Raw genomic sequence first — 17995 nt, 5'->3', positions numbered from 1 at the left:
TGAGAGCAGGGTTACGTGACTAACCCAAAGATCCTGCGCATTTCGACCGCGACGGACCAAGTGTGACGCACCTCGCAGAGCGCCTTCACCACCTCCGATATCTCCAGCGGGATCGTTGCATGAACCTGGTCCATTCCCGTGAAGAGCCATTTGCCGTTGCTGGATCCGCTGCGCTTCGCCGCCGCCCTCGGCGTCGCCATGTTTCACCAGATGTTCTGGTCCTGGGCCTGGACCTCGATCGGCGTCCCCGGTTTCGAGCGCACTGTCGCCGCCGATGTTCTCTACCCGTCCGCCGCGCCCTACACGTGGTTCGGCTGGGTCGGGGTCGAAATCTTCTTTGTCATTTCCGGTTTCGTCATCGCGAATTCCGCGAGCACGTCGTCGCCGGGCGGATTTCTTCTTGGTCGCGCCCTCAGGATTTATCCGGCGGTCTGGGTTTGTGCCACCGCGACCTTCCTCATTCTGCTCCTCTTCGGGAGCGGACCGGCATCCGAACTCATTCTGCCCTACATCCACGCCATGCTGATGGTCCCCAAGGGAGTCACAGGTCAGTGGCTTGACGAGGTCTACTGGACCCTGGCAGCCGAGACGGCATTTTATGGTCTCGTGTTCTGCGCGATGCTCACCAAGAAGGTCACCCTGCGGCACCTCGCCTGGGGTCTCACCATCTACAGCGCAATCTTCAATGCCGTCGCGCTACTCGTGCTGTCATGCACGACGCCATCCGATCTGCCTTATCTCGTCATTCTGATGTTTCGGGTGCCGTGCGCGGCATTCCTGCTGACGCATGGCTGTTTCTTTGCGCTGGGGATCTGGCTGTTCATCTCCGCGAACAGACAATTGACGGCGCTCGAACAGGTCGCAATTGCCATCACGTGTCTTTCGGGCGCGGCGGAAATCTACTTCTTCGCCTCGTTCTTCTTGACGTCCATCCCCGCCATCTCGGATCAATCGGCTCTCGTGCCGATCATGGTCTGGGCTGCTGCAGTGCTCCTCATTGCTATCGCCGCGAAGCGGAGCAGGCGCTCTGCGGGCAAAGCTTCTCCTGAAACACCAGCCTATTTGAGAACGCTCGGACTGATCACCTATCCGCTCTATCTCACGCATAACGTCATCGGCACCGCGATCATTCGTGCCCTGGTCGATGCCGGCTGGGATGCCACCTCGGCCGTCTGGATCGCGCTGGGCCTGCTTGTTCTGGTCTGCTGGCTCATTTGCGCGAAGATCGAGCCCGCCGTCAGATCGGCCTTTATGCGAACGCTTTCGTATTTCGGAAAACTACCGGAAAGGCGGCTGGCAACCAGACGCCCGGCGTTGGCTCGCGGACTGCGCCTTCGCCCCGTTGTGCCGAAGCCGACCAAGGGACGCTTGCAAGCAGCAACGTGATGGCATTTCTCATTAGAGCATGAACCGCGGACAGCGATGTGACATGCGACGTCTTTTGCAATGTCCCTACCAGACGTGCCAAAAAGGAAATCGTATAGCTGGCCGCGCGGCGGATGATCTGCCGACGTGCCGCGCGGGGACTACTTCAACGTCGTGCCGAACTGAATTGCCTTGCCTGGAAAGCATTACCATTTACCGCGCGCTGGAATGCGCGGAGAATCAGTTGCAGACCTCTTGGTTCATGCCCCAGCTCCCGGGCCCGTGCTTGCCTTGTTGATAGACCTCAAGATGACAACCTGGGCGAACCGGCCTGCAGCCAGCACCGTTGCAGACCATTTGTCCGCTCCTTTGCGCTACGGGTTTGGTCGACTTCCCACTCTGCTGCCGGGCGTCTTCTCGTGTCGTCGACTGGTCGCGCGTCGCAACGGGATTCCTGCTATCCGTCTTCTCGCATTCATTCTCGGCATTGACGCGATAATCGGTACGGCAGTTGATCTTTACGCAGACTTCGCCATCCGGCTTGAAGCCGTGCTCGCAGACCAGCGGACAGACCCGACCGGGCTTGGCTTTGATAGCGTCCAGGACGTCGAAGGTCGCGAGCTTGGCTTCAAACTTTGTTCCAGCGTACTTGTTGAAGGTCAACAGCGACCGCTGGGACGACGCATTCCAGTCGCCGTCCGCAGCAGCGGATAGACATCCGACCCGACGTAGCTCGGACTGGATCAGCTTCGCTGTTTCCTGGGGGGGTAGGCTTGGCTCTGCAGAGGTTGGCGCGATGGCAGCGACCTTCTGGTTGGCGCTTTCCTGCCCCTTCTCCGTTGGCAGCCTAGCTGCGAGTTCGGCTGCCGATTTGTCTTCGGCGATCTTATCAGCGAGTGCCTTATCGGCGCTCTGCTTGGCGGCGAGTGCCATGGCGGCTGCCTCGGCGTCCTTCCTTCGCTGTTCGGCGGCGGCGGCTCTCGCCTCCTCGATCTGCTTGGCTCTCTCGGCGACAAGACGGGCATCCTCGGCGGCTTTGGCTGCGGCTGCGGCCTTCTCCTGCTCCGCCTTCTTGGCGCGAGACGCGGCGAGCCGCGTCTTTTCCTCTTCGGCTAGGCGAGCCTTCTCTGCTGCGGCAGCGCGGGTTTCCTCGGCAGCAATCTTCTTGAGCTGTACCTTCGCCAAATCTGCGTAGTAACCGTCCGGAAATGCTCTTAGAAACGCTTCCCATCCGTCGCGGTCGCCGGCCTGGAGCGCGAGTTCATAGTCCCTGCGAACGGCATCCAGTGTGCTCGCCTGCGGAGCCGTGACGACTGGCTTTGCCGGCACCAACGGCACGTCATTTCCACCGAGCGAGCCGTAAACGTAGGGCTCCTGCTTGTAGCCGGTATTTTTGAGGACATCGTCGCGAACAAAGCCTAGAGCTTTGCGCAGGTCCAGCCCGGGGATCGGCAGACGCTCGACCAGCGCGGTCGCGAACGGGCTGTTTTTCCAGTCGCCATCTGAGGCGGTGGAGCCCGCTTTTGCGGCAAAGGCGATCATCGTGTTCGGACTAGCCGGCTCAACCTTGGCAAGGCCGCGACCAATCGCACGCGCCGCCACCGTGCGCTTCATGGTCTTGGCAAATGGGTTATCGCGGCAGGCATCGAGGATGACGAGACGGAGCTGCCTAGCCGGCTCTATGGCGAAGAGCACCCGGTCCAGCGGAAAGGTCTCATCTAAAACGTCGGTGTCGGTCTCTAGCGCGGCGTCAGTGGGGATCAGATAGTTATTACCATCTAGCTCGATACCGTGGCCGGCGTAGTAAATGACGGCGACATCGGAATCGCGCGCCTTAGCGCCAAACTCGCGAAGCGCCTTCCGCATGTCCACTACGGTTAGGTCGAGCTTGATATCAACAACGTCGAACCCGGCCTTACTGAACATGCCCCCGACCAGGGCGGCATCGTTCACGGGGTTGGCGAGCCTTGGTACACTCTTGTAGGTAGAGTTCCCGATCACCAGCGCGACCCGTCGCTCGGCATGTGCTGAGCCGCAAGCGAGCCAGATGAAAAGAAGAAATGAAAACCAGCCAAAAGCCTTCATCGCCGCCCCGAATATAAGTGGTCAGCCTAAGTGGAGTTCGGGGAAAAACAAGCCGCGTCTCTGTGACGTCTGTCACGCTCCATATCCTTCCGCCGCGCCCGCTCTGCGACGGACCGTCAGCAACGGGTCACAAGCGGCCGATCGCGGCCAAGCAGCGCGGCGTCCGCTGTAAACTTCAAAGCGGACACCCATGAGGACACGCCCAGCCTACGCCGTCCGCAACACCGGCGCCGGCGGCTGCGATGGCCGGATCAGCGCGAATGCGACCTGGATGATGCCGCCGGCCAGCCCCAGCGCGACGCCGATGCGCCAGGCCATGGTGTAGGAGCCGAGCGCGTCGTAGAGCACCCCGCCTCCGTAGGCGCCGAGGAAGCTGCCGATCTGGTGGCTCATGAAGGCGAGACCCTGGATCATCGCCTGCCAGCGCAGGCCGAACATTTCGGCGACGGCGCCCGCGACGAGCGGCCCCACGCCCATCCACAGGAAGCCCATGATGGCGCCGAACAGCAAGGTCGAGGCAGGCGTCGCCGGCAGCATGAAGTACCAGGCGAGCGCGAGTGAGCGGAAGATGTAGATGCCGCCGAGCAGCGCGAGCTTGTTCCAGCGCTGGCCGGCCCAGCCGAAGAACAGCGAGCCGAGCACGTTGAAGCCGCCGATCATGCCGAGCGTCTGCGCGCTCAGCATCGGATCGAGGCCGCAGATCGCGAGATAGGACGGCAGGTGCGTGGTGAGGAACACAAGCTGCATGCCGCAGACGAGATAGGCGCAGGTCATCACCACGAACGACGCATTGCCGAAGGCGGTCTTCGCCGCGATCATGGCCGTGGCATCGACGATCTCGTCAGTCGCGGGCTTCGGCAGCGGGACCGCGTCAACGCGCCCGGCATACCAGGCCGCCGGGATCATCAGCACCGACATCACGACGAAGCCGGCGAGCCCGACGCGCCAGCCAAAGCCCTCGTTGAGCATCTGCCCGAGCGGCGCCGATAACAACGCGCCGAGCGAGCCCGCGCCGGAGACGATGCCAAGCACGGTGGAACGCACCGTCGCGGGTACCGCGCGCGCCGCCACCGACATCGCGATCGCCGCCGCGGTGCAAGCGAGCGAAGTGCCGATCAGCACGCCGGCGCCGATCATGATGGCGACGAGACCGTTCGCGGTTGCCATCAGCACCAGGCCCGCGATGTACATGAACGAGCCAGCGATCATGATCGGACGGAAGCCGTAGCGCGTGGTCATCGCGCCGGCGAGCGGCTGGAGAAAGCCCCAGGCGAGGTTCTGCACGGCCAGCGCCAGCGTGAAGTCGGAGATCGACAGATGGATGTCGTGGGTCAGCGGCTGCATGAAGATGCCGAGGCTCTGCCGTAGCCCCATGCTCAGCGTCAGCATGATCGAGGCGCCGATCAGGATGGGCAATGTCGGGCGCAGGACCTGCAACAGGGGCATTTTCGTCTCCCTCAACGGCGCGGCGCGAGCGCCGTCGTCTGCAATATCGGTTGATTTTGGTTACACAGACCTGTGTACTTAGGCTATGGTTAGCGTGCGCTGTCAAGCGAACAGGACATTCACCGCCGCATGGCTCCCCCGCCCGCCCCACAGACGATGAAAGAGCGGATCCTCGAGACCGCCGACAAGTTGTTCTATCTGCAGGGCATTCGCGCCATCGGGGTCGACACCATCGCGGCCGAGATCGGCATCTCCAAGCGCACGCTCTACAACCACTTCCCCTCCAAGGACGCGTTGATCGCGGCCTATCTGGAGCGCCGCTTCGTGCAGCCGCGCCCCTCCGACAAGCCCCCGGCCGAGCAAATCCTCGCCACCTTCGATTCGCTGGAGCGCCGCTTCGCCGCAAAAGATTTTCGCGGCTGTCCGTTCGTGAATGCGGTCGCCGAGCTTGGCCCGGCGGACCGCGCCGTGAAGAAGATCGCCATCGCCTTCAAGGAAAGCCGTCGCGTCTGGTTTCGCGACCGCCTCAACGAGCTCGGCGTTGCGAACGCGGAAGCACTCGCAACGCAGCTCGTGCTGCTGGTCGACGGCTCCATCGCGCAGGACCTCGTCCGCGACGACCCCGCAATGGCGCGTGCCGCGAAGGAAGCGGCGACAGTGTTGCTGCGGAATGCCGGGGTGGATGTGGGAGATGAGGCTGCTGTGAAGCCAGGCAGGCGGCCGGTTCGGCATCCCTGAAGCAGCTGCAAGATCATAACCCGGTTCGCTCGCCGCAAGAAGTCTGATCAGGCAAGCACGTACCCCAACGTCCGTTTGCCGTGCTTCACCTTCGATCCCTTGAAGCGAGCGAACTGTTAGTCCGCTTTTGAACCAGAAGCTGACTTCGCTCAGCCCTTCTCTCGTAGGTCCAGAAACCGCCAGGGGGACCTCCGCCAGAAAACCTCTCCGGGGTGTCTCTCGACCAACGCGGGTGTGTTGAGTTTGAGGGTCTTCACTCTTGCGTCGGGGTAAAGCGGTGTTAGTGAACAACAGAACACGCAAAGAAGCCGGCGCAAGGCCGGCTTCTGCGTATTCTAGTGCTGAAAGAAAGCGAAGCTCAATACCTCGCGGCGGCCGGGCCACCGAAGCGGTAGTTGAGGCGCGCCGTGACCACGTCGACGTCTTGGCTGATGCGATCAACCCGGACGAGGGTCCCCGCCGGAACCAGCAGACCTGTCGACGACATCGTTACATCGCGGTCACCCATGAACATGTGATTGTACTCCACGCCGACTGACCAGTTCGATGCGAAGCCGTACTCCAAACCAACGCCGACGGTGCCGCCCCAGCGGGTCTCCGTAGCTGAATCGAAGGCCAGGTCGCCGGGAATGGTTCGACCTGTGTACTTGTCGCGGGTGACGGCCGCGCCGCCCTTCACGTAAAGCAGCGCATTGTTCCAGGAATAACCGACTTGTCCGGTGAAGAGGCCGAAAGCGTCGATCTTGGATTGGTTCCGGGCGATGATGAAGGTGCTGGAGTTCGATCCGTTGAAGTCTGCCCAGTTTCCCTGTGCTTCAAGGCCGAAAACGTAAGGTCCAGTCTGCCAACGGTAGCCGATTTGACCGCCGACCGTGCCGCCAGATGCATCGTGGCAGCCTTCCGCCCCGGCAGGAACAACCGCAAATGCACCGAACTGGGTCATATCCCAGCACTTGCGGCTCGTACCCCAACCGCCGTTAGCGCCAATGTAAAAGCCGCTCCAGTCATACATCGCAACCGCCATCGGAGGCGCCTTGGTGTACGGACGGGCCGCCAGATCGGCCGCGCTCGCCGGAGCTGACAGACCCAGAACGAGTATCCCGGCCGCCGCCGCTAGAAGCCTTTTCATACGAGTGTCTCCCCAGGAAAATGAGTTCAATGAATCGGTGCGTTCGCCCACCTGCCGATTGCAAGCTACGGCATTCGCTCCTCGGTTGCTGTAGTCGGCTTGCAACACCGGCTTCCAAAAAAGGGCCAGAAACCTCCCACTTGGTCAGCAATCGCGCGGGAACCAAAACTCCGCTTGGGTGCATACCGGCTGGTCTAGTGCATCCGAAACGGAGATTGCCACGATGACGACCATCCACATGGACTCCTCCGTCAGCCAGACCGCCATCCGCGCCGTTATGAACGGAGGAGTTCTGGCCTGCACAAAGACCAGCGACAAGGACGTTTATTCTCATTCAATTTGGGCGACCGAAAGCAACATCCGGCAGTTCACGATGCATGAAGGGGACAGCATCGTCATCCCGCCCGGTTCGAGCGTGACGATATGGATATTCCGCACGCAGCCGGGAAAATCGACCTGGACCATGGACTTCGAACTCAAGGAAAAGGCTGCCTGACAAGCCATACGAAACAGCCGCTCTCGGAAAACCGGGAGCGGTCACCTGCATGACCGAACTGAAAGGAACCATCGTCATTTCGGCGTCGTTGACCTTCTTTACACCGGAGAAGGTCATGAACCGAAAATCGCTTCTTCTTACAGCCGCGCTGTCCTTCGCTGTTGCCGCTCCCGTCTTCGCACAAGGCGGCGGCGGAGGTGGTGGTGGCGGAGGCGCGGGTGGCGCGGCCGCGAGCGGCGGCGCCTCCGGATCATCCGCGAGCTCAGGCGCAGGTACTGGCACGTCTGGGGCCGCCAACGGAGGCCCCTCGGCGCCATCCGGCATGGGCACAAACGGAACCTCAACCGGGGCTCACACCAACAACTCTCCAACCAATCCGAACGTTCAGCCCCCGACGCCGAACGGGAATACCGCGAGCACACCGGCCGCACCGGCCAGCTCGGGCACGAGCGGCACCGCGTCCGGGTCGACACAGACGGGCACGCCAAACGGGACCGACAGGTCCGGCATCACGGCAACCAACGGTGCCAATAGCGACAACAAGGCTCAGATCAGCCCCGCGGAGCAAGCAAGGACGGGGATCAAGACGCTTCCACAGGATCAAACTCCAGGAGCCGTCAGTGCGCCGGGCGTTGGTGTCGGTCATGCGGCGAACGGCTTGCCGATCGGCACGCCCGGGTCGGGGACCAGCAACGTCGATCAGAAGTAACCCGGAGTTTCTCCATCTCCACAGGGCCCGCTACGGCGGGCCTTTTCTGTGACGTCCTGAAGGGAGTGGAAGGCCTAGGGCTGCGAGGGCGAGACATGGCGTAAACTTGGCATCAAGCACCCCTGCCGATACACTGGTTTCTTTTTGGGGCGCGCCCATGATTAGATTTTCGTCGTTGCTGCCATTTTCACTTCTGATCATCTGTAGTCCGGCCGCGGCTGACGAGATGAAGATCCAATTCGCGTTTGCACCTCCCCGGCCCTGCACCACCGTCTTTCCAAATCCCGAAATCAAGATGAAAAGTGTTCCCCCCGGCACGCGCACGATCGTCGTCAGGTTTCGCAGAGAGAAGAACTACGAGATGGGCGGCCAGGAGATCCCATTCCCCTCAGATAACATCGTGAAGCCGGAGAGCTTACGAACCTGGGGCCCCTGCAATTCCGGCCTGTACACTTACGAGATCATCGCAAAGTCCAGCACGGGCGCGGCTCTGGCCAAGGCAGAATGGTCGGAGCCGTATCCTCCCTGACTTGAAGGGTGGACGCCCGCTTGTCCGGACGCGGCGTGCCGAATTCCCCGCCGGAGCCCGTCATCGGGCTCGCCGAAGGCGAGACCCGGTGGCGGGGAATGACGGCTGAGTTCGTGGGGCGTTCGGGATGTTGGCAGCATGCTCCTGTTTTGCCCGACGAGTCAAACGGCGTTGGCGGCTGCATCAGCCATTTTGCCACCCGCGTAAGCCATTGATCCGACTAGCGTCGGCTACTGTGCATGGGGTTGTTTTCGCGATTTTTTTTTGCGCCGGCCGGTGCGAGCGGCCTCACGCCGCGTGCGACACCACGCGATTGCGGCCGTCGTGCTTGGCGCGGTAGAGCGCGGTGTCGGCGCGCTTGAGCACGTCGCCAACCGCCTCGCCCTTCTGCTCCAGCGTGGTCAGGCCGATCGAGATCGTGACCTCGATGCGCTTGGTGCCCTTGTGGATCGCAAAGGGCTCGCCGGCGATCGAGCGGCGCAGGCGCTCGGCGACCATGCCGGCGACGTGGAGATCGGTCTCGGGCATCACGATGACGAATTCCTCGCCGCCGTAGCGACAGGCAAGGTCGATGCCGCGGATCGACTTGCGGACCCGCACGGCGAATTCGCGCAGCACGTCGTCGCCGGCGTCGTGGCCGTAATTGTCGTTGATCGACTTGAAGTAGTCGATGTCCAGGATCATCAGCGCCAGCGGCTTGCCGCGGGTTGCGGCCTGCTCGGCCAGCGTCGCGAGATGGCTCTCCATGTAGCGGCGATTGTGCAGGCCGGTGAGCGCGTCCGTGATCGCCATCTCGATCGAGTTCTGCACGTTGTCGCGCAGATGGTCGGTGTAGCGGCGGCGCCGGATCTGGGTACGGGCCCGCGCCAGCAGCTCGATCTTGTCGATGGGACGCAGCAGGTAGTCGTTGACGCCGATCTCGAGCCCACGCAGCAGCCGCGTCGAGTTCTCGGGGTCGGCGATCGCCAGGATCGGCACATGCCGCGTGCGCTCCAGCGAGCGCGCCTGGCTGCACAGCCGAAGGCCGTCGAAATTGTTGAGGTCGAGCGAGACGATCAGCAGATCGTAATTGCCCTCGGCGGCGTGGAACAGCGCCTCCGTCGGGTTCGGCTCGACATCGATGGTGTGCTCGGCGGCGAGGATCGTCGCCAGCCGCTCATAGGAAGACTGGCGGTCGTCGACCAGCAGAATGCGGCCGCCCTTGCCGGTGTCGGAGATTGCACTGCGCTCGGGTGCCTGCATGCCGATCTCGAGCGAGGTGATGGCGCGCATGCGCAGCTCGTCCGTCATCATCTTCAGCCGCGTCAGCGAGCGCACGCGCGCGATCAGCACGACATCGGAGACGGGTTTTGTCAGGAAATCGTCGGCGCCGGCCTCCAGCCCGCGGTTGCGGTCGGCCGGGCTGTCGAGCGCGGTGACCATCACGACGGGAATGTGATGCGTGGCCGGATCGGTCTTGAGGCGGCGGCAGACCTCGAAACCGTCGATGTCCGGCATCATGACGTCGAGCAAGATGATGTCGCATTCGGCGCGGGCGCAGATCGCCAGCGCCTCGGTGCCGTTGGCGGCGGTCATCACGTCGAAATATTCGGCGGACAGGCGGGCTTCGAGCAGCTTGACGTTGGCAGGGACGTCGTCGACGACGAGAATACGCGCGGACACTGTGAACTCACTTCCTATCCGATGAAACGTCGGACCGTCTCAATGAATTTGCCGACCGAGATCGGCTTGGACAAATAGGCCTCGCAGCCGCCCTCGCGGATGCGCTCTTCATCGCCCTTCATCGCGAACGCCGTGACGGCGACGACGGGAATATTGCGCAGCTCCGGATCGTCCTTGATCCAGCGCGTCACCTCCAGGCCCGAGACCTGCGGCAATTGGATATCCATCAGCACGAGGTCGGGCCGCATCTTGCGAACGAGGTCGAGCGCCTCGTAGCCGTTGCTGGTGCCGGTGGTCTGGTAGCCGTGCGCCTCCAACAGGTCGCGGAAGAGCTTCATGTTGAGCTCGTTGTCTTCCACGATCAGGACGGTCTTAGCCATCCCGCCCTCCTGATTGGTCCGCAGACCGATGCATGTGACGCCTCAGGCGCCGGTCGCCGGCGCTTCGAAAACTGGATTCAAACTAGCCTCGAATTCGCTTGAGTTTCGTTAAACCCGAGGGCCGACTTTCTGCGATGTGGTTTCCAGTTGCTTGTCGGGGGTCGCAAGACTTGGGCAAGAGACTTGGGAACGAGACTCGGGCATGGTGACCCCAAAGTAGACACCGAAAGTTAACGGAAAGGCAAACCGGCCACGTGAAAAAGCCTGTTCACAACCCCCGCGAAGTCGCTGAAATCGTTGCGCTTCGGGCGCTGTCTTTCGTCGCGGGCGAGCCGGAGCGGCTGGGCCTGTTCCTGGCCGAGACAGGGGTCGGCCCGGAGATGCTGCGCAATGCGGCCTCGGACCCCAATTTCCTGCTCAGCGTGCTCGATTTCGTGATGCGCGACGACGCCACCGTGAAGGCCTTTGCCAGCACTGCGGAACTGCATCCGACCAACGTTGCCGCAGCGCGGCAGGTTCTCGGCGATACGCTCGGCGACCCCAATTGGGAGCGCGACGTGCCGTGACCTCCCTGGAGACGGCCGGACCCCGCTGCTTCTGCCGGGATTGTTCGGCCGATCTGGATATGGGCGTGCGGCGCTGTTCCGCCTGCGGTTCCCCCCGCCTCGCCCGCCACCGCGCGCTCGCAAGCCTGACCATCGCCCATATCGACTGCGACGCCTTCTACGCGACCGTCGAGAAGCGCGACAATCCCGACATCGCCGACAAGCCCGTCATCATCGGCGGGGGCAAGCGCGGCGTGGTGTCGGCCGCCTGCTACATCGCCCGCACCTACGGCGTGCGCTCGGCCATGCCGATGTACAAGGCGCTGGAAGCCTGCCCGCATGCCGCCGTGATCCCGCCGGACATGGCGAAATATGTCCGGGTTGGGCGCGAGGTGCGCCAGGCCATGCAGGCGCTGACGCCGCTGGTCGAGCCGCTCTCGATCGACGAGGCTTTCCTCGACCTCTCCGGCACCGAACGTGTACACGGCATGATCCCGGCCAAGGTGCTGGCGCGGTTCACACGCAACATCGAGCGCGACATCGGCATCAGCGTCTCGGTCGGCCTCTCCTGCAACAAGTTCCTGGCGAAGATCGCCTCCGACCTCGACAAGCCGCGCGGGTTTGCCGCGCTCGACCAGGAGGAAGCGCGCGAGATGCTGGCCGACAAGCCGGTCGGTTTCATTTTCGGCGTTGGACCCGCAACGCAGGAGCGTCTGGTGCAGCGCGGCTTCCGCATCATCGCCGACCTGCAGAAGGCCGACGAGATCGAGATGATGCGGCAGTTTCCGAGCGACGGCCGCAGGCTGTGGCGGCTCGCGCGCGGCATCGACGACCGCCGCGTCGAGCCTGATCGGGGCGCCAAGACGATTTCGAGCGAAACGACGTTCGAGACCGACATCCGCGACTTCGCGACGCTGGAAAAGATCCTGTGGCGGCTGTGCGAGAAGACGTCGTCTCGCCTCAAGAGCAGCGAGCTCGCCGGCTTGACCGTCACGCTGAAGCTGAAGACCGCCGATTTCCGCCAGCGCACCCGCTCGCAGTCGATCACGGCCCCGACGCAGCTTGCCGCAAAGATCTTTTCGATCTGCCGCGAGATGCTGGCGAAAGAGATCGACGGCACCGCCTTTCGCCTGATGGGCGCCGGCGTCAGCGCCCTGCGCGAGGGCTCGGTTGCCGACGACACCGACATGCTCGACCGCCGTGCCGCCCACGCCGAGCGCGCGGTGGACAGCTTGCGCAAGAAATTCGGCAGCGCCGCAGTGATCCGCGGCATCGCCTACGAAGGGCCGGAAAAGGCGCAGGAGTCATGACAGGCGAACGCGATCTCGACGCGCTGCTGAGAGACATGAAGCCGGATCGGCGGCCGGGCATTTTCGTGTTCTGCACCATCCCGACAGACCAGTCGATCCCCACGGCGCTCAGCCCTTTGCTGACGTTCCGCGAGCAGGAAGGAACGACGCTCGTGATCACTCGCGAACAGGCCGAAGCGGCGGGACTACGCTACGCGTTTGCATCGTGCCTGATCACCCTGACGGTTCACTCCGCACTCGATGCGGTGGGCTTTCTGGCCGCAATCACGGCACGCCTCGCCACAGCCGGCATCAGCGTGAACGCCGTTTCGGCGTTCCACCACGATCATCTGTTTGTGCCGGCTGACAGGGCGGACGACGCGATGGTTCTTCTGCAAGAGATGTCCAAGGCTACGCGCTCGTAGCCCGGACTACGCTTCGCTCCATCCGGGCTACGGGAAAGATCTCAATCCGCGACCGCCACCGCCTCGATCTCGATCATCCATTCCGGCGCGGCGAGCGCCGAGACGCCGACCAGCGTGCTCGCCGGCGGCTCCATGCCTTCGAAAAAGGCCGAGCGGGCCTTGCCGATGATCGGGCGCAGCTCCGGCTTGTAGTTCACGACGAAGGTCGTGATCTTCACGATGTTGGCGTAGCTCGCGCCGGCTGCTTTCAGCGCGTGCCCGAGATTCTGCATCACCTGTGTGGTCTGCGCGGCGATGTCGCCCTCGCCGACGATCCGCCCCTCCTCGTCCACCGACACCTGGCCGGAGATGTAGATCGTCCGCACCCCCGTGGCGGTGACGACATGCGAATAGGCGGGATTGTGATGCAGGCCGCTGGGGCGGAGATGATCGAGCTTGGGCATGGTGAGCCTCCCGAATGTTTGTGGTTGGGAGGAGCGTAGCCAGAGACCGCGTTGCAGGCCAGCCCTCAATTGCAGGGCTTGCTGTCCTTCGCGTCGAACTTTCCCATCGCGCCCGAAATCACAAAATCGTTGTAATCGAGCACAAGCTGGCGCGAGACGCCGTTCTCGTAGAGCTCGAACGCCATCGCGTAGACCGGCGTCTGCTCGCCTTCCTTCTGCTGGGCCTCGCGGTCGAAATAGCTGACGGTGACGGGCCAGCGCTTGAGCGACTTCATGTGCTCGTCTGACGTCGACGGATCGGGCGAACCTTCGCGTTCGGCCGGGATCGGCTGGCCGATCACGGTCAGCGTGTTGTAGACCTTCTGGCCATCGTCGGAGCCGTCATAGACCGAGAGCTCGAGCAGCGACTTGCCGTCCTTCGCGGCGGCAATGATGCGCTGGATCTGTTCGGTCGGGAATACGATCTTTCCGTCGAGCGTAAAGCTCTTCGGCGCCGGCAGCTTCAGCTTGACATTGATGTGGTCGCCGTCGCGCTCCGCCGAACCGTCGACCCGGCCGGCGTCAGCCTCGTTCATCCGCGTCTCGATCTTGAAGCGGTAGCTTTTACCGCCAGCGTCCTCCCAGGAATTGGAGCGGAGGTCGCTGAGCGTGACCTTACCCTCGCCGCTGTCGAGCTCGGAGACCTGGCGGAATTCGGAGGTGTAGCCCTCGCACGAACTTCCCGTGAAATTGTAGAGGATGCGGCCGCGCGCGCTGTTGATCGAGTTGGAGCGCGATTTCACCAGGCTCAAATCATAAAGCGCCTGATGCGCGAGGAACGGACCGTTCGCGGCCAGCGCCCCGCCGCCGGGGCCGAGAGCGGCCGCCGCGAGCGCCGTCACACCGAGCGAAGTCCGGAAAAGGTGCAGCATGTCTGGTCCCTTGGGGAAAGCGCAGATTCGACATTTTAATGAACGTTCCATTGCGTCGCAACTGAGGCCGTTTCACGTAAAGTTGCGGCCCCCGCGTTGAACCTCCTGCCCTGCCTCAACAAAATCCCACCCCGAGGGTTGCTTGCATGTGGCGGCACGATGGGCGAAACAGGTCCCGCCCCGGGCTGCATCGGATGCGCCGGGGCTGATGGATTTTTGGACAACGAGGTCGGACATGGCGGGAACGGTCGAGCAGAAGCTGGCGGAACAAGGCATCAAGCTGCACGAGGCCCCCACCCCCGTGGCCAATTACGTGCCGTTCGTGCGCACCGGTAATCTGCTGTTCGTCTCGGGCCAGGTCTGCTTCGATCCCGCCGGCAAGCTGATCGCCAAGGGCAAGCTCGGCGCCGGCGTGACCATCGAAGACGGCGCCGCCGCCGCCCGCGGCTGCGCCGTCAACCTGCTGGCCCAGGTCAAGGCGGCGCTCGGCGACCTCGACAAGGTCGTGCGCGTGGTGCGCCTCGGCGGCTTCATCAACTCGGCGCCGGACTTTCTGGACGGGCCGAAGGTCCTCAATGGCGCCTCCGACCTGATGGTCGCCGCCTTCGGTGACAAGGGCCGTCATGCCCGCACCACCGTCGGCGTCGCCTCCCTGCCCGCGGATGCGGCGGTCGAGGTCGAAGGCGTGTTCGAGGTCGCCTGAGGCGAATGCGCGCTCCTGATTGGCTGACAGCCCGCCCGGTCGCCCATCGCGGCCTGCACGACATTTCCCGCGGCATCGTCGAGAACATGCCGGGCGCGGTGCAGGCTGCGATTGCGGGCAATTTCTCGATCGAGGTCGACATCCAGCTCTCCGCCGACGGCGAGGCCATGGTGCATCACGACCATGCGCTCGGCCGCCTTACCGAGGCCACCGGCCCGCTGGTCGAGAAAACCGCCACTGAACTGAAGGCGCTCACGTTCAAGGACACGGCCGAGCGGATGATGTCGCTCAGCGACCTCTGCGGCTTGGTCGCCGGCCGCGTGCCACTAGTGATCGAGATCAAGAGCCATTTTGACGGCGACCGCAAGCTGGTGAAGCGGATGGCCGAGGTCCTGGCGTCCTATGACGGCCCCGCCGTCGGAATGTCCTTCGACCCGGACCAGGTGCTGGCGCTGCGCGAGCTGCTGCCTTCCCGTCCCCGCGGCGTCGTCGCGCAGCGGAGCTATCAGGACGAATACTGGGCCTACCTGACCCAGGAGCAGCGCGATAGCATGCTGTACCTGCGCCACGGCTTCCAGACCCAGCCGCACTTCGTCGCCTTCAGGGTCGACGACCTGCCCGCCCCGGCCCCCTGGATGGCCCGCAATTTGTTCGGCTGCGCTCTGCTCGGGTGGACCGTGCGTACTACCGAGCAGCGGACGCGGGTCGCGCAACATGCGGACCAGATGATCTTCGAGGGCTTCGTGCCGTAGGCTTGATGTTTCCCACTCTTGAAGTCGCTGCTGCAATGCACGATCTTGGGCACGATGGCACCATCCGAAATCACCCTTGAGGCCGTACCTTCCATTGGCGAATTATCGCCGGACGACTGGGATGCCTGCGCCAATCCCGGCAAGTCTTGCAACGGGCATGACAAGGGAACCTCATCCGGGCTTCCAGGCGATTCTCTCGGCCTCTCAAAGCCTGCCTATAACCCCTTCGTCTCCCACGCGTTTTTATCGGCCGTTGAGAAATCGGGTTCGGCCACGATCCGCACCGGCTGGGGACCGCGGCATCTCGTGGCTAAGATCGACGGCCGCGTCGCCGGTGTCGTGCCTTGCTACCTGAAATCGCACTCGCAAGGCGAATATGTCTTCGACCGCGGCTGGGCCGATGCCTATGAGCGCGCCGGCGGGCGCTACTACCCGAAGCTGCAGGTTTCGGTTCCCTTCACGCCGGCCACGGGACCGCGGCTGCTGGTCCGCGACGGCGTCGACCACGCGCGTATCACGGAGGCACTGGCGAGCGGGCTGGTGGCGCTGTGCGGCGTCAGCAAGGCTTCCTCGGTCCACGTCACCTTCGCCCGCGAGGCGGAGTGGAAGCTGCTGGCTGAGCACGGCTTCCTCCAGCGCACCGACCAGCAGTTCCATTGGCACAACGAGGGTTTTGCGAGTTTCGACGATTTCCTGGCGACGCTGAACTCCCGTCACCGCAAATCAATCAAGCGCGAGCGGCGCGATGCACTGGCTACCGGGATCACCATCCACTGCCTCACGGGCAAGGACATCACCGAAGATGCCTGGGACGCCTTCTTTCAATTCTACATGGAGACCGGCTCACGCAAATGGGGCCGGCCTTATCTGACGCGGGAATTCTTTTCGCTGATCGGCGAGACCATGAGCGATGACGTGCTGCTGGTGATGGCGCGCCGCAACGATCGCTGGATCGCGGGCGCGATCAACTTCATCGGATCGGACACGCTGTTCGGCCGCAACTGGGGTGCGGTAGAGCATCATCCCTTCCTGCATTTCGAGGTCTGCTACTATCAGGCGATCGACTTCGCCATCAAACGCAGCTTGGCGTATGTCGAGGCGGGCGCACAGGGCGAGCACAAGATCGCACGCGGCTACCTGCCACGGACCACCCACTCCGCTCACTTCATCGCCGATCCGGGCTTGCGCCGCGCCATCGACGATTACCTCAAGCGCGAGCGCGCCTATGTCGCGGAAGCCGGACGTGAGCTGGCCGAGCTCGGCCCGTTCCGCAAAGGCGCCGACGAGGTGCCTTGACGGTTCTCTGCGGCTGGTGACAGTAATCGCAAAATTCTAGGGAGCCGCCGCCATGACCGCCTACGACCCCAACAATATCTTCGCAAAGATCCTGCGCGGTGAATTCTCCTGCCACAAGGTTTACGAGGATGAGCACGTGCTCGCCTTCCTCGATATCATGCCGCGGGTACCTGGCCACACCCTGGTGATTCCAAAAGCCCCTGCCCGCAACATCCTCGACATCAAGCCGGACGACTACGCGCATGTCGCCCGCGGCGCGCACAAGATCGCAGCCGCGGCGATGACGGCATTCAAGGCCGACGGCATCACCGTGCAGCAGTTCAACGAGGCGGCCGGCGGACAGGTGGTGTTTCATCTCCACATGCACGTGATGCCGCGCCACGACGGCGTGGCGATGCTTCCGCCCGCCAGCCGCAAGGAAGACGTCAAGGTCCTGGAAGAGAACGCGACCAAGTTGATCGCGGCGTTGAAAGCGGGCTGACGCTCTCCACGCGTCATTGCGAGCGCAGCGAAGCAATCCAGACTGTGTCCGTGGTGGCGGTCTGGATTGCTTCGTCGCAAGAGCTCCTCGCAATGACGGAGGAGAGACTTCACTCCGTCTGGAAATCCCCCGGCTGCGGCGCGGCCAGCGGCGTGAACTCGCAACGATCCGGCTTGATGTCGATCAGTGGCGTGTTGTCGAGGCAATCGAGCCCGCGCACCAGAATCGCGTTGCCCTCGATACCGACGAGCTTCACTATCGACGTGCCGATCGGATTGGGGCGCACCGGCGAGCGCAGCGAAAACGTGCCGCGGGTCTTCTCGTTGTTCTTCGGGCTTTGCAGGACAATGTCGCGGCGCGACTTGTCGAGCCAGTAGAGCACTTCGAGATTGCCGTAGAAATCGACGCCCTTGATCGCCGGCACGAACGGCTCGAAGATCTCGAGGCGGCATATCGGGCCGTCATGCCGGCCCTGTCGCGGGGTCTCCAGCCGCGAGCTCCAGGGCGTGCGGATGCGGCCGATGAAGACGAGGCCGGCATCCTGCGTCGGCGGCAGCTCGATGGAGACTTCACCCTCGCGGAGCTCGTTTTCGCGAACCATATTTCCAATT

At 63.2% G+C, this 17995-nt stretch carries 20 protein-coding genes; 12 read left to right on the top strand and 8 right to left on the bottom strand.

The features are described 5' to 3' along the window. Positions 1–156: 156 nt before the first annotated feature. Positions 157–1386 (top strand): acyltransferase, encoded by a 1230-nt coding sequence (locus IVB40_RS15725; protein WP_247819257.1) that lies wholly within the window; start codon positions 157–159, stop codon positions 1384–1386. Positions 1387–1605: 219 nt separating this feature from the next. Here IVB40_RS15725 and IVB40_RS15720 read toward each other — a convergent pair whose 3' ends face one another. Both IVB40_RS15720 and IVB40_RS15715 read right to left on the bottom strand, forming a co-directional pair. Then, positions 1606–3450 carry a caspase family protein gene (locus IVB40_RS15720; protein WP_247819256.1) on the bottom strand — a complete coding sequence of 615 codons (1845 nt, stop codon included), beginning with the start codon at positions 3448–3450 and terminating at the stop codon, positions 1606–1608. 207 nt (positions 3451–3657) lie between these two features. Continuing rightward, a complete protein-coding gene (locus IVB40_RS15715) occupies positions 3658–4896 on the bottom strand; it encodes an MFS transporter (RefSeq protein WP_247819255.1) in 1239 nt (412 codons plus the stop codon). Between the two features lie 129 nt (positions 4897–5025). Here IVB40_RS15715 and IVB40_RS15710 point away from each other — a divergent pair, with 129 nt between their 5' ends. Beyond that, positions 5026–5634 carry a TetR/AcrR family transcriptional regulator gene (locus IVB40_RS15710; protein ID WP_247819254.1) on the top strand — a complete coding sequence of 203 codons (609 nt, stop codon included), beginning with the start codon at positions 5026–5028 and terminating at the stop codon, positions 5632–5634. 358 nt (positions 5635–5992) lie between these two features. Here the strand turns inward: IVB40_RS15710 and IVB40_RS15705 are convergent, their stop codons facing one another. Next, a complete protein-coding gene (locus IVB40_RS15705; RefSeq protein ID WP_247286836.1) occupies positions 5993–6763 on the bottom strand; it encodes an outer membrane beta-barrel protein in 771 nt (256 codons plus the stop codon). Between the two features lie 223 nt (positions 6764–6986). Between IVB40_RS15705 and IVB40_RS15700 the strand changes: the two genes are divergently transcribed. The 3 genes from IVB40_RS15700 (at position 6987) to IVB40_RS15690 (ending at position 8497) form a co-directional block, all read left to right on the top strand. Next, positions 6987–7259 carry a hypothetical protein gene (locus IVB40_RS15700; RefSeq protein WP_247286838.1) on the top strand — a complete coding sequence of 91 codons (273 nt, stop codon included), beginning with the start codon at positions 6987–6989 and terminating at the stop codon, positions 7257–7259. 49 nt (positions 7260–7308) lie between these two features. Continuing rightward, positions 7309–7968 carry a hypothetical protein gene (locus IVB40_RS15695; protein ID WP_247361662.1) on the top strand — a complete coding sequence of 220 codons (660 nt, stop codon included), beginning with the start codon at positions 7309–7311 and terminating at the stop codon, positions 7966–7968. Between the two features lie 295 nt (positions 7969–8263). Beyond that, on the top strand, positions 8264–8497 hold the full coding sequence (locus tag IVB40_RS15690; RefSeq protein WP_245287767.1) for a hypothetical protein: 234 nt from the start codon (positions 8264–8266) through the stop codon (positions 8495–8497). A 288-nt stretch (positions 8498–8785) separates the two neighbouring features. Here IVB40_RS15690 and IVB40_RS15685 read toward each other — a convergent pair whose 3' ends face one another. Together IVB40_RS15685 and IVB40_RS15680 are read right to left on the bottom strand one after the other, a co-directional pair. After that, positions 8786–10159 carry a PleD family two-component system response regulator gene (locus IVB40_RS15685; protein ID WP_027567334.1) on the bottom strand — a complete coding sequence of 458 codons (1374 nt, stop codon included), beginning with the start codon at positions 10157–10159 and terminating at the stop codon, positions 8786–8788. Between the two features lie 14 nt (positions 10160–10173). Further along, complete coding sequence (locus IVB40_RS15680; RefSeq protein WP_007611272.1) at positions 10174–10539, bottom strand: response regulator; 366 nt, start codon at positions 10537–10539, stop codon at positions 10174–10176. Between the two features lie 254 nt (positions 10540–10793). Here IVB40_RS15680 and IVB40_RS15675 point away from each other — a divergent pair, with 254 nt between their 5' ends. From IVB40_RS15675 to IVB40_RS15665, 3 genes are read left to right on the top strand one after another with little or no spacing between them, the layout of a single operon-like run. Then, positions 10794–11105: a DUF3572 domain-containing protein gene (locus IVB40_RS15675; RefSeq protein WP_247819253.1), complete on the top strand. Its 312-nt coding sequence runs from the start codon at positions 10794–10796 to the stop codon at positions 11103–11105. Continuing rightward, entirely contained in the window at positions 11102–12394 is a 1293-nt protein-coding gene (locus tag IVB40_RS15670) for a DNA polymerase IV (RefSeq protein ID WP_247819252.1), read from the top strand. The genes IVB40_RS15675 and IVB40_RS15670 overlap by 4 nt, the downstream gene beginning before the upstream one ends. Then, a complete protein-coding gene (locus IVB40_RS15665) occupies positions 12391–12798 on the top strand; it encodes an ACT domain-containing protein (protein ID WP_247819251.1) in 408 nt (135 codons plus the stop codon). Before IVB40_RS15670 ends, IVB40_RS15665 begins: the two co-directional genes overlap by 4 nt. Positions 12799–12839: 41 nt before the next feature. Here the strand turns inward: IVB40_RS15665 and IVB40_RS15660 are convergent, their stop codons facing one another. Both IVB40_RS15660 and IVB40_RS15655 read right to left on the bottom strand, forming a co-directional pair. Further along, positions 12840–13241 carry a RidA family protein gene (locus IVB40_RS15660; RefSeq protein WP_027567338.1) on the bottom strand — a complete coding sequence of 134 codons (402 nt, stop codon included), beginning with the start codon at positions 13239–13241 and terminating at the stop codon, positions 12840–12842. Positions 13242–13306: 65 nt separating this feature from the next. Then, the gene (locus IVB40_RS15655; protein WP_007611285.1) at positions 13307–14152 is read right to left on the bottom strand and encodes a cell envelope integrity EipB family protein; all 846 of its coding nucleotides are present in this window, start codon (positions 14150–14152) and stop codon (positions 13307–13309) included. 235 nt (positions 14153–14387) lie between these two features. Here IVB40_RS15655 and IVB40_RS15650 point away from each other — a divergent pair, with 235 nt between their 5' ends. From IVB40_RS15650 to IVB40_RS15635, 4 genes are read left to right on the top strand one after another with little or no spacing between them, the layout of a single operon-like run. After that, entirely contained in the window at positions 14388–14855 is a 468-nt protein-coding gene (locus tag IVB40_RS15650; protein WP_007611287.1) for a RidA family protein, read from the top strand. 5 nt (positions 14856–14860) lie between these two features. Next, on the top strand, positions 14861–15607 hold the full coding sequence (locus tag IVB40_RS15645; RefSeq protein WP_247361669.1) for a glycerophosphodiester phosphodiesterase: 747 nt from the start codon (positions 14861–14863) through the stop codon (positions 15605–15607). A 54-nt stretch (positions 15608–15661) separates the two neighbouring features. Further along, the gene (locus IVB40_RS15640; RefSeq protein WP_247819250.1) at positions 15662–16903 is read left to right on the top strand and encodes a GNAT family N-acetyltransferase; all 1242 of its coding nucleotides are present in this window, start codon (positions 15662–15664) and stop codon (positions 16901–16903) included. 52 nt (positions 16904–16955) lie between these two features. Continuing rightward, positions 16956–17384 carry an HIT family protein gene (locus IVB40_RS15635; protein WP_027518417.1) on the top strand — a complete coding sequence of 143 codons (429 nt, stop codon included), beginning with the start codon at positions 16956–16958 and terminating at the stop codon, positions 17382–17384. A 109-nt stretch (positions 17385–17493) separates the two neighbouring features. Here the strand turns inward: IVB40_RS15635 and tsaA are convergent, their stop codons facing one another. Beyond that, positions 17494–17985, bottom strand: a complete 492-nt coding sequence (gene tsaA / locus IVB40_RS15630; protein ID WP_247361675.1) for a tRNA (N6-threonylcarbamoyladenosine(37)-N6)-methyltransferase TrmO — start codon at positions 17983–17985, stop codon at positions 17494–17496. Positions 17986–17995: the final 10 nt, after the last annotated feature.

It is taken from the genome of Bradyrhizobium sp. 40, assembly GCF_023100925.1.
Taxonomy (GTDB): Bacteria; Pseudomonadota; Alphaproteobacteria; order Rhizobiales; family Xanthobacteraceae; genus Bradyrhizobium.
Note: the sequence above shows the minus strand (reverse complement) of the source record. Positions and strands in the feature narration are given on the sequence as shown.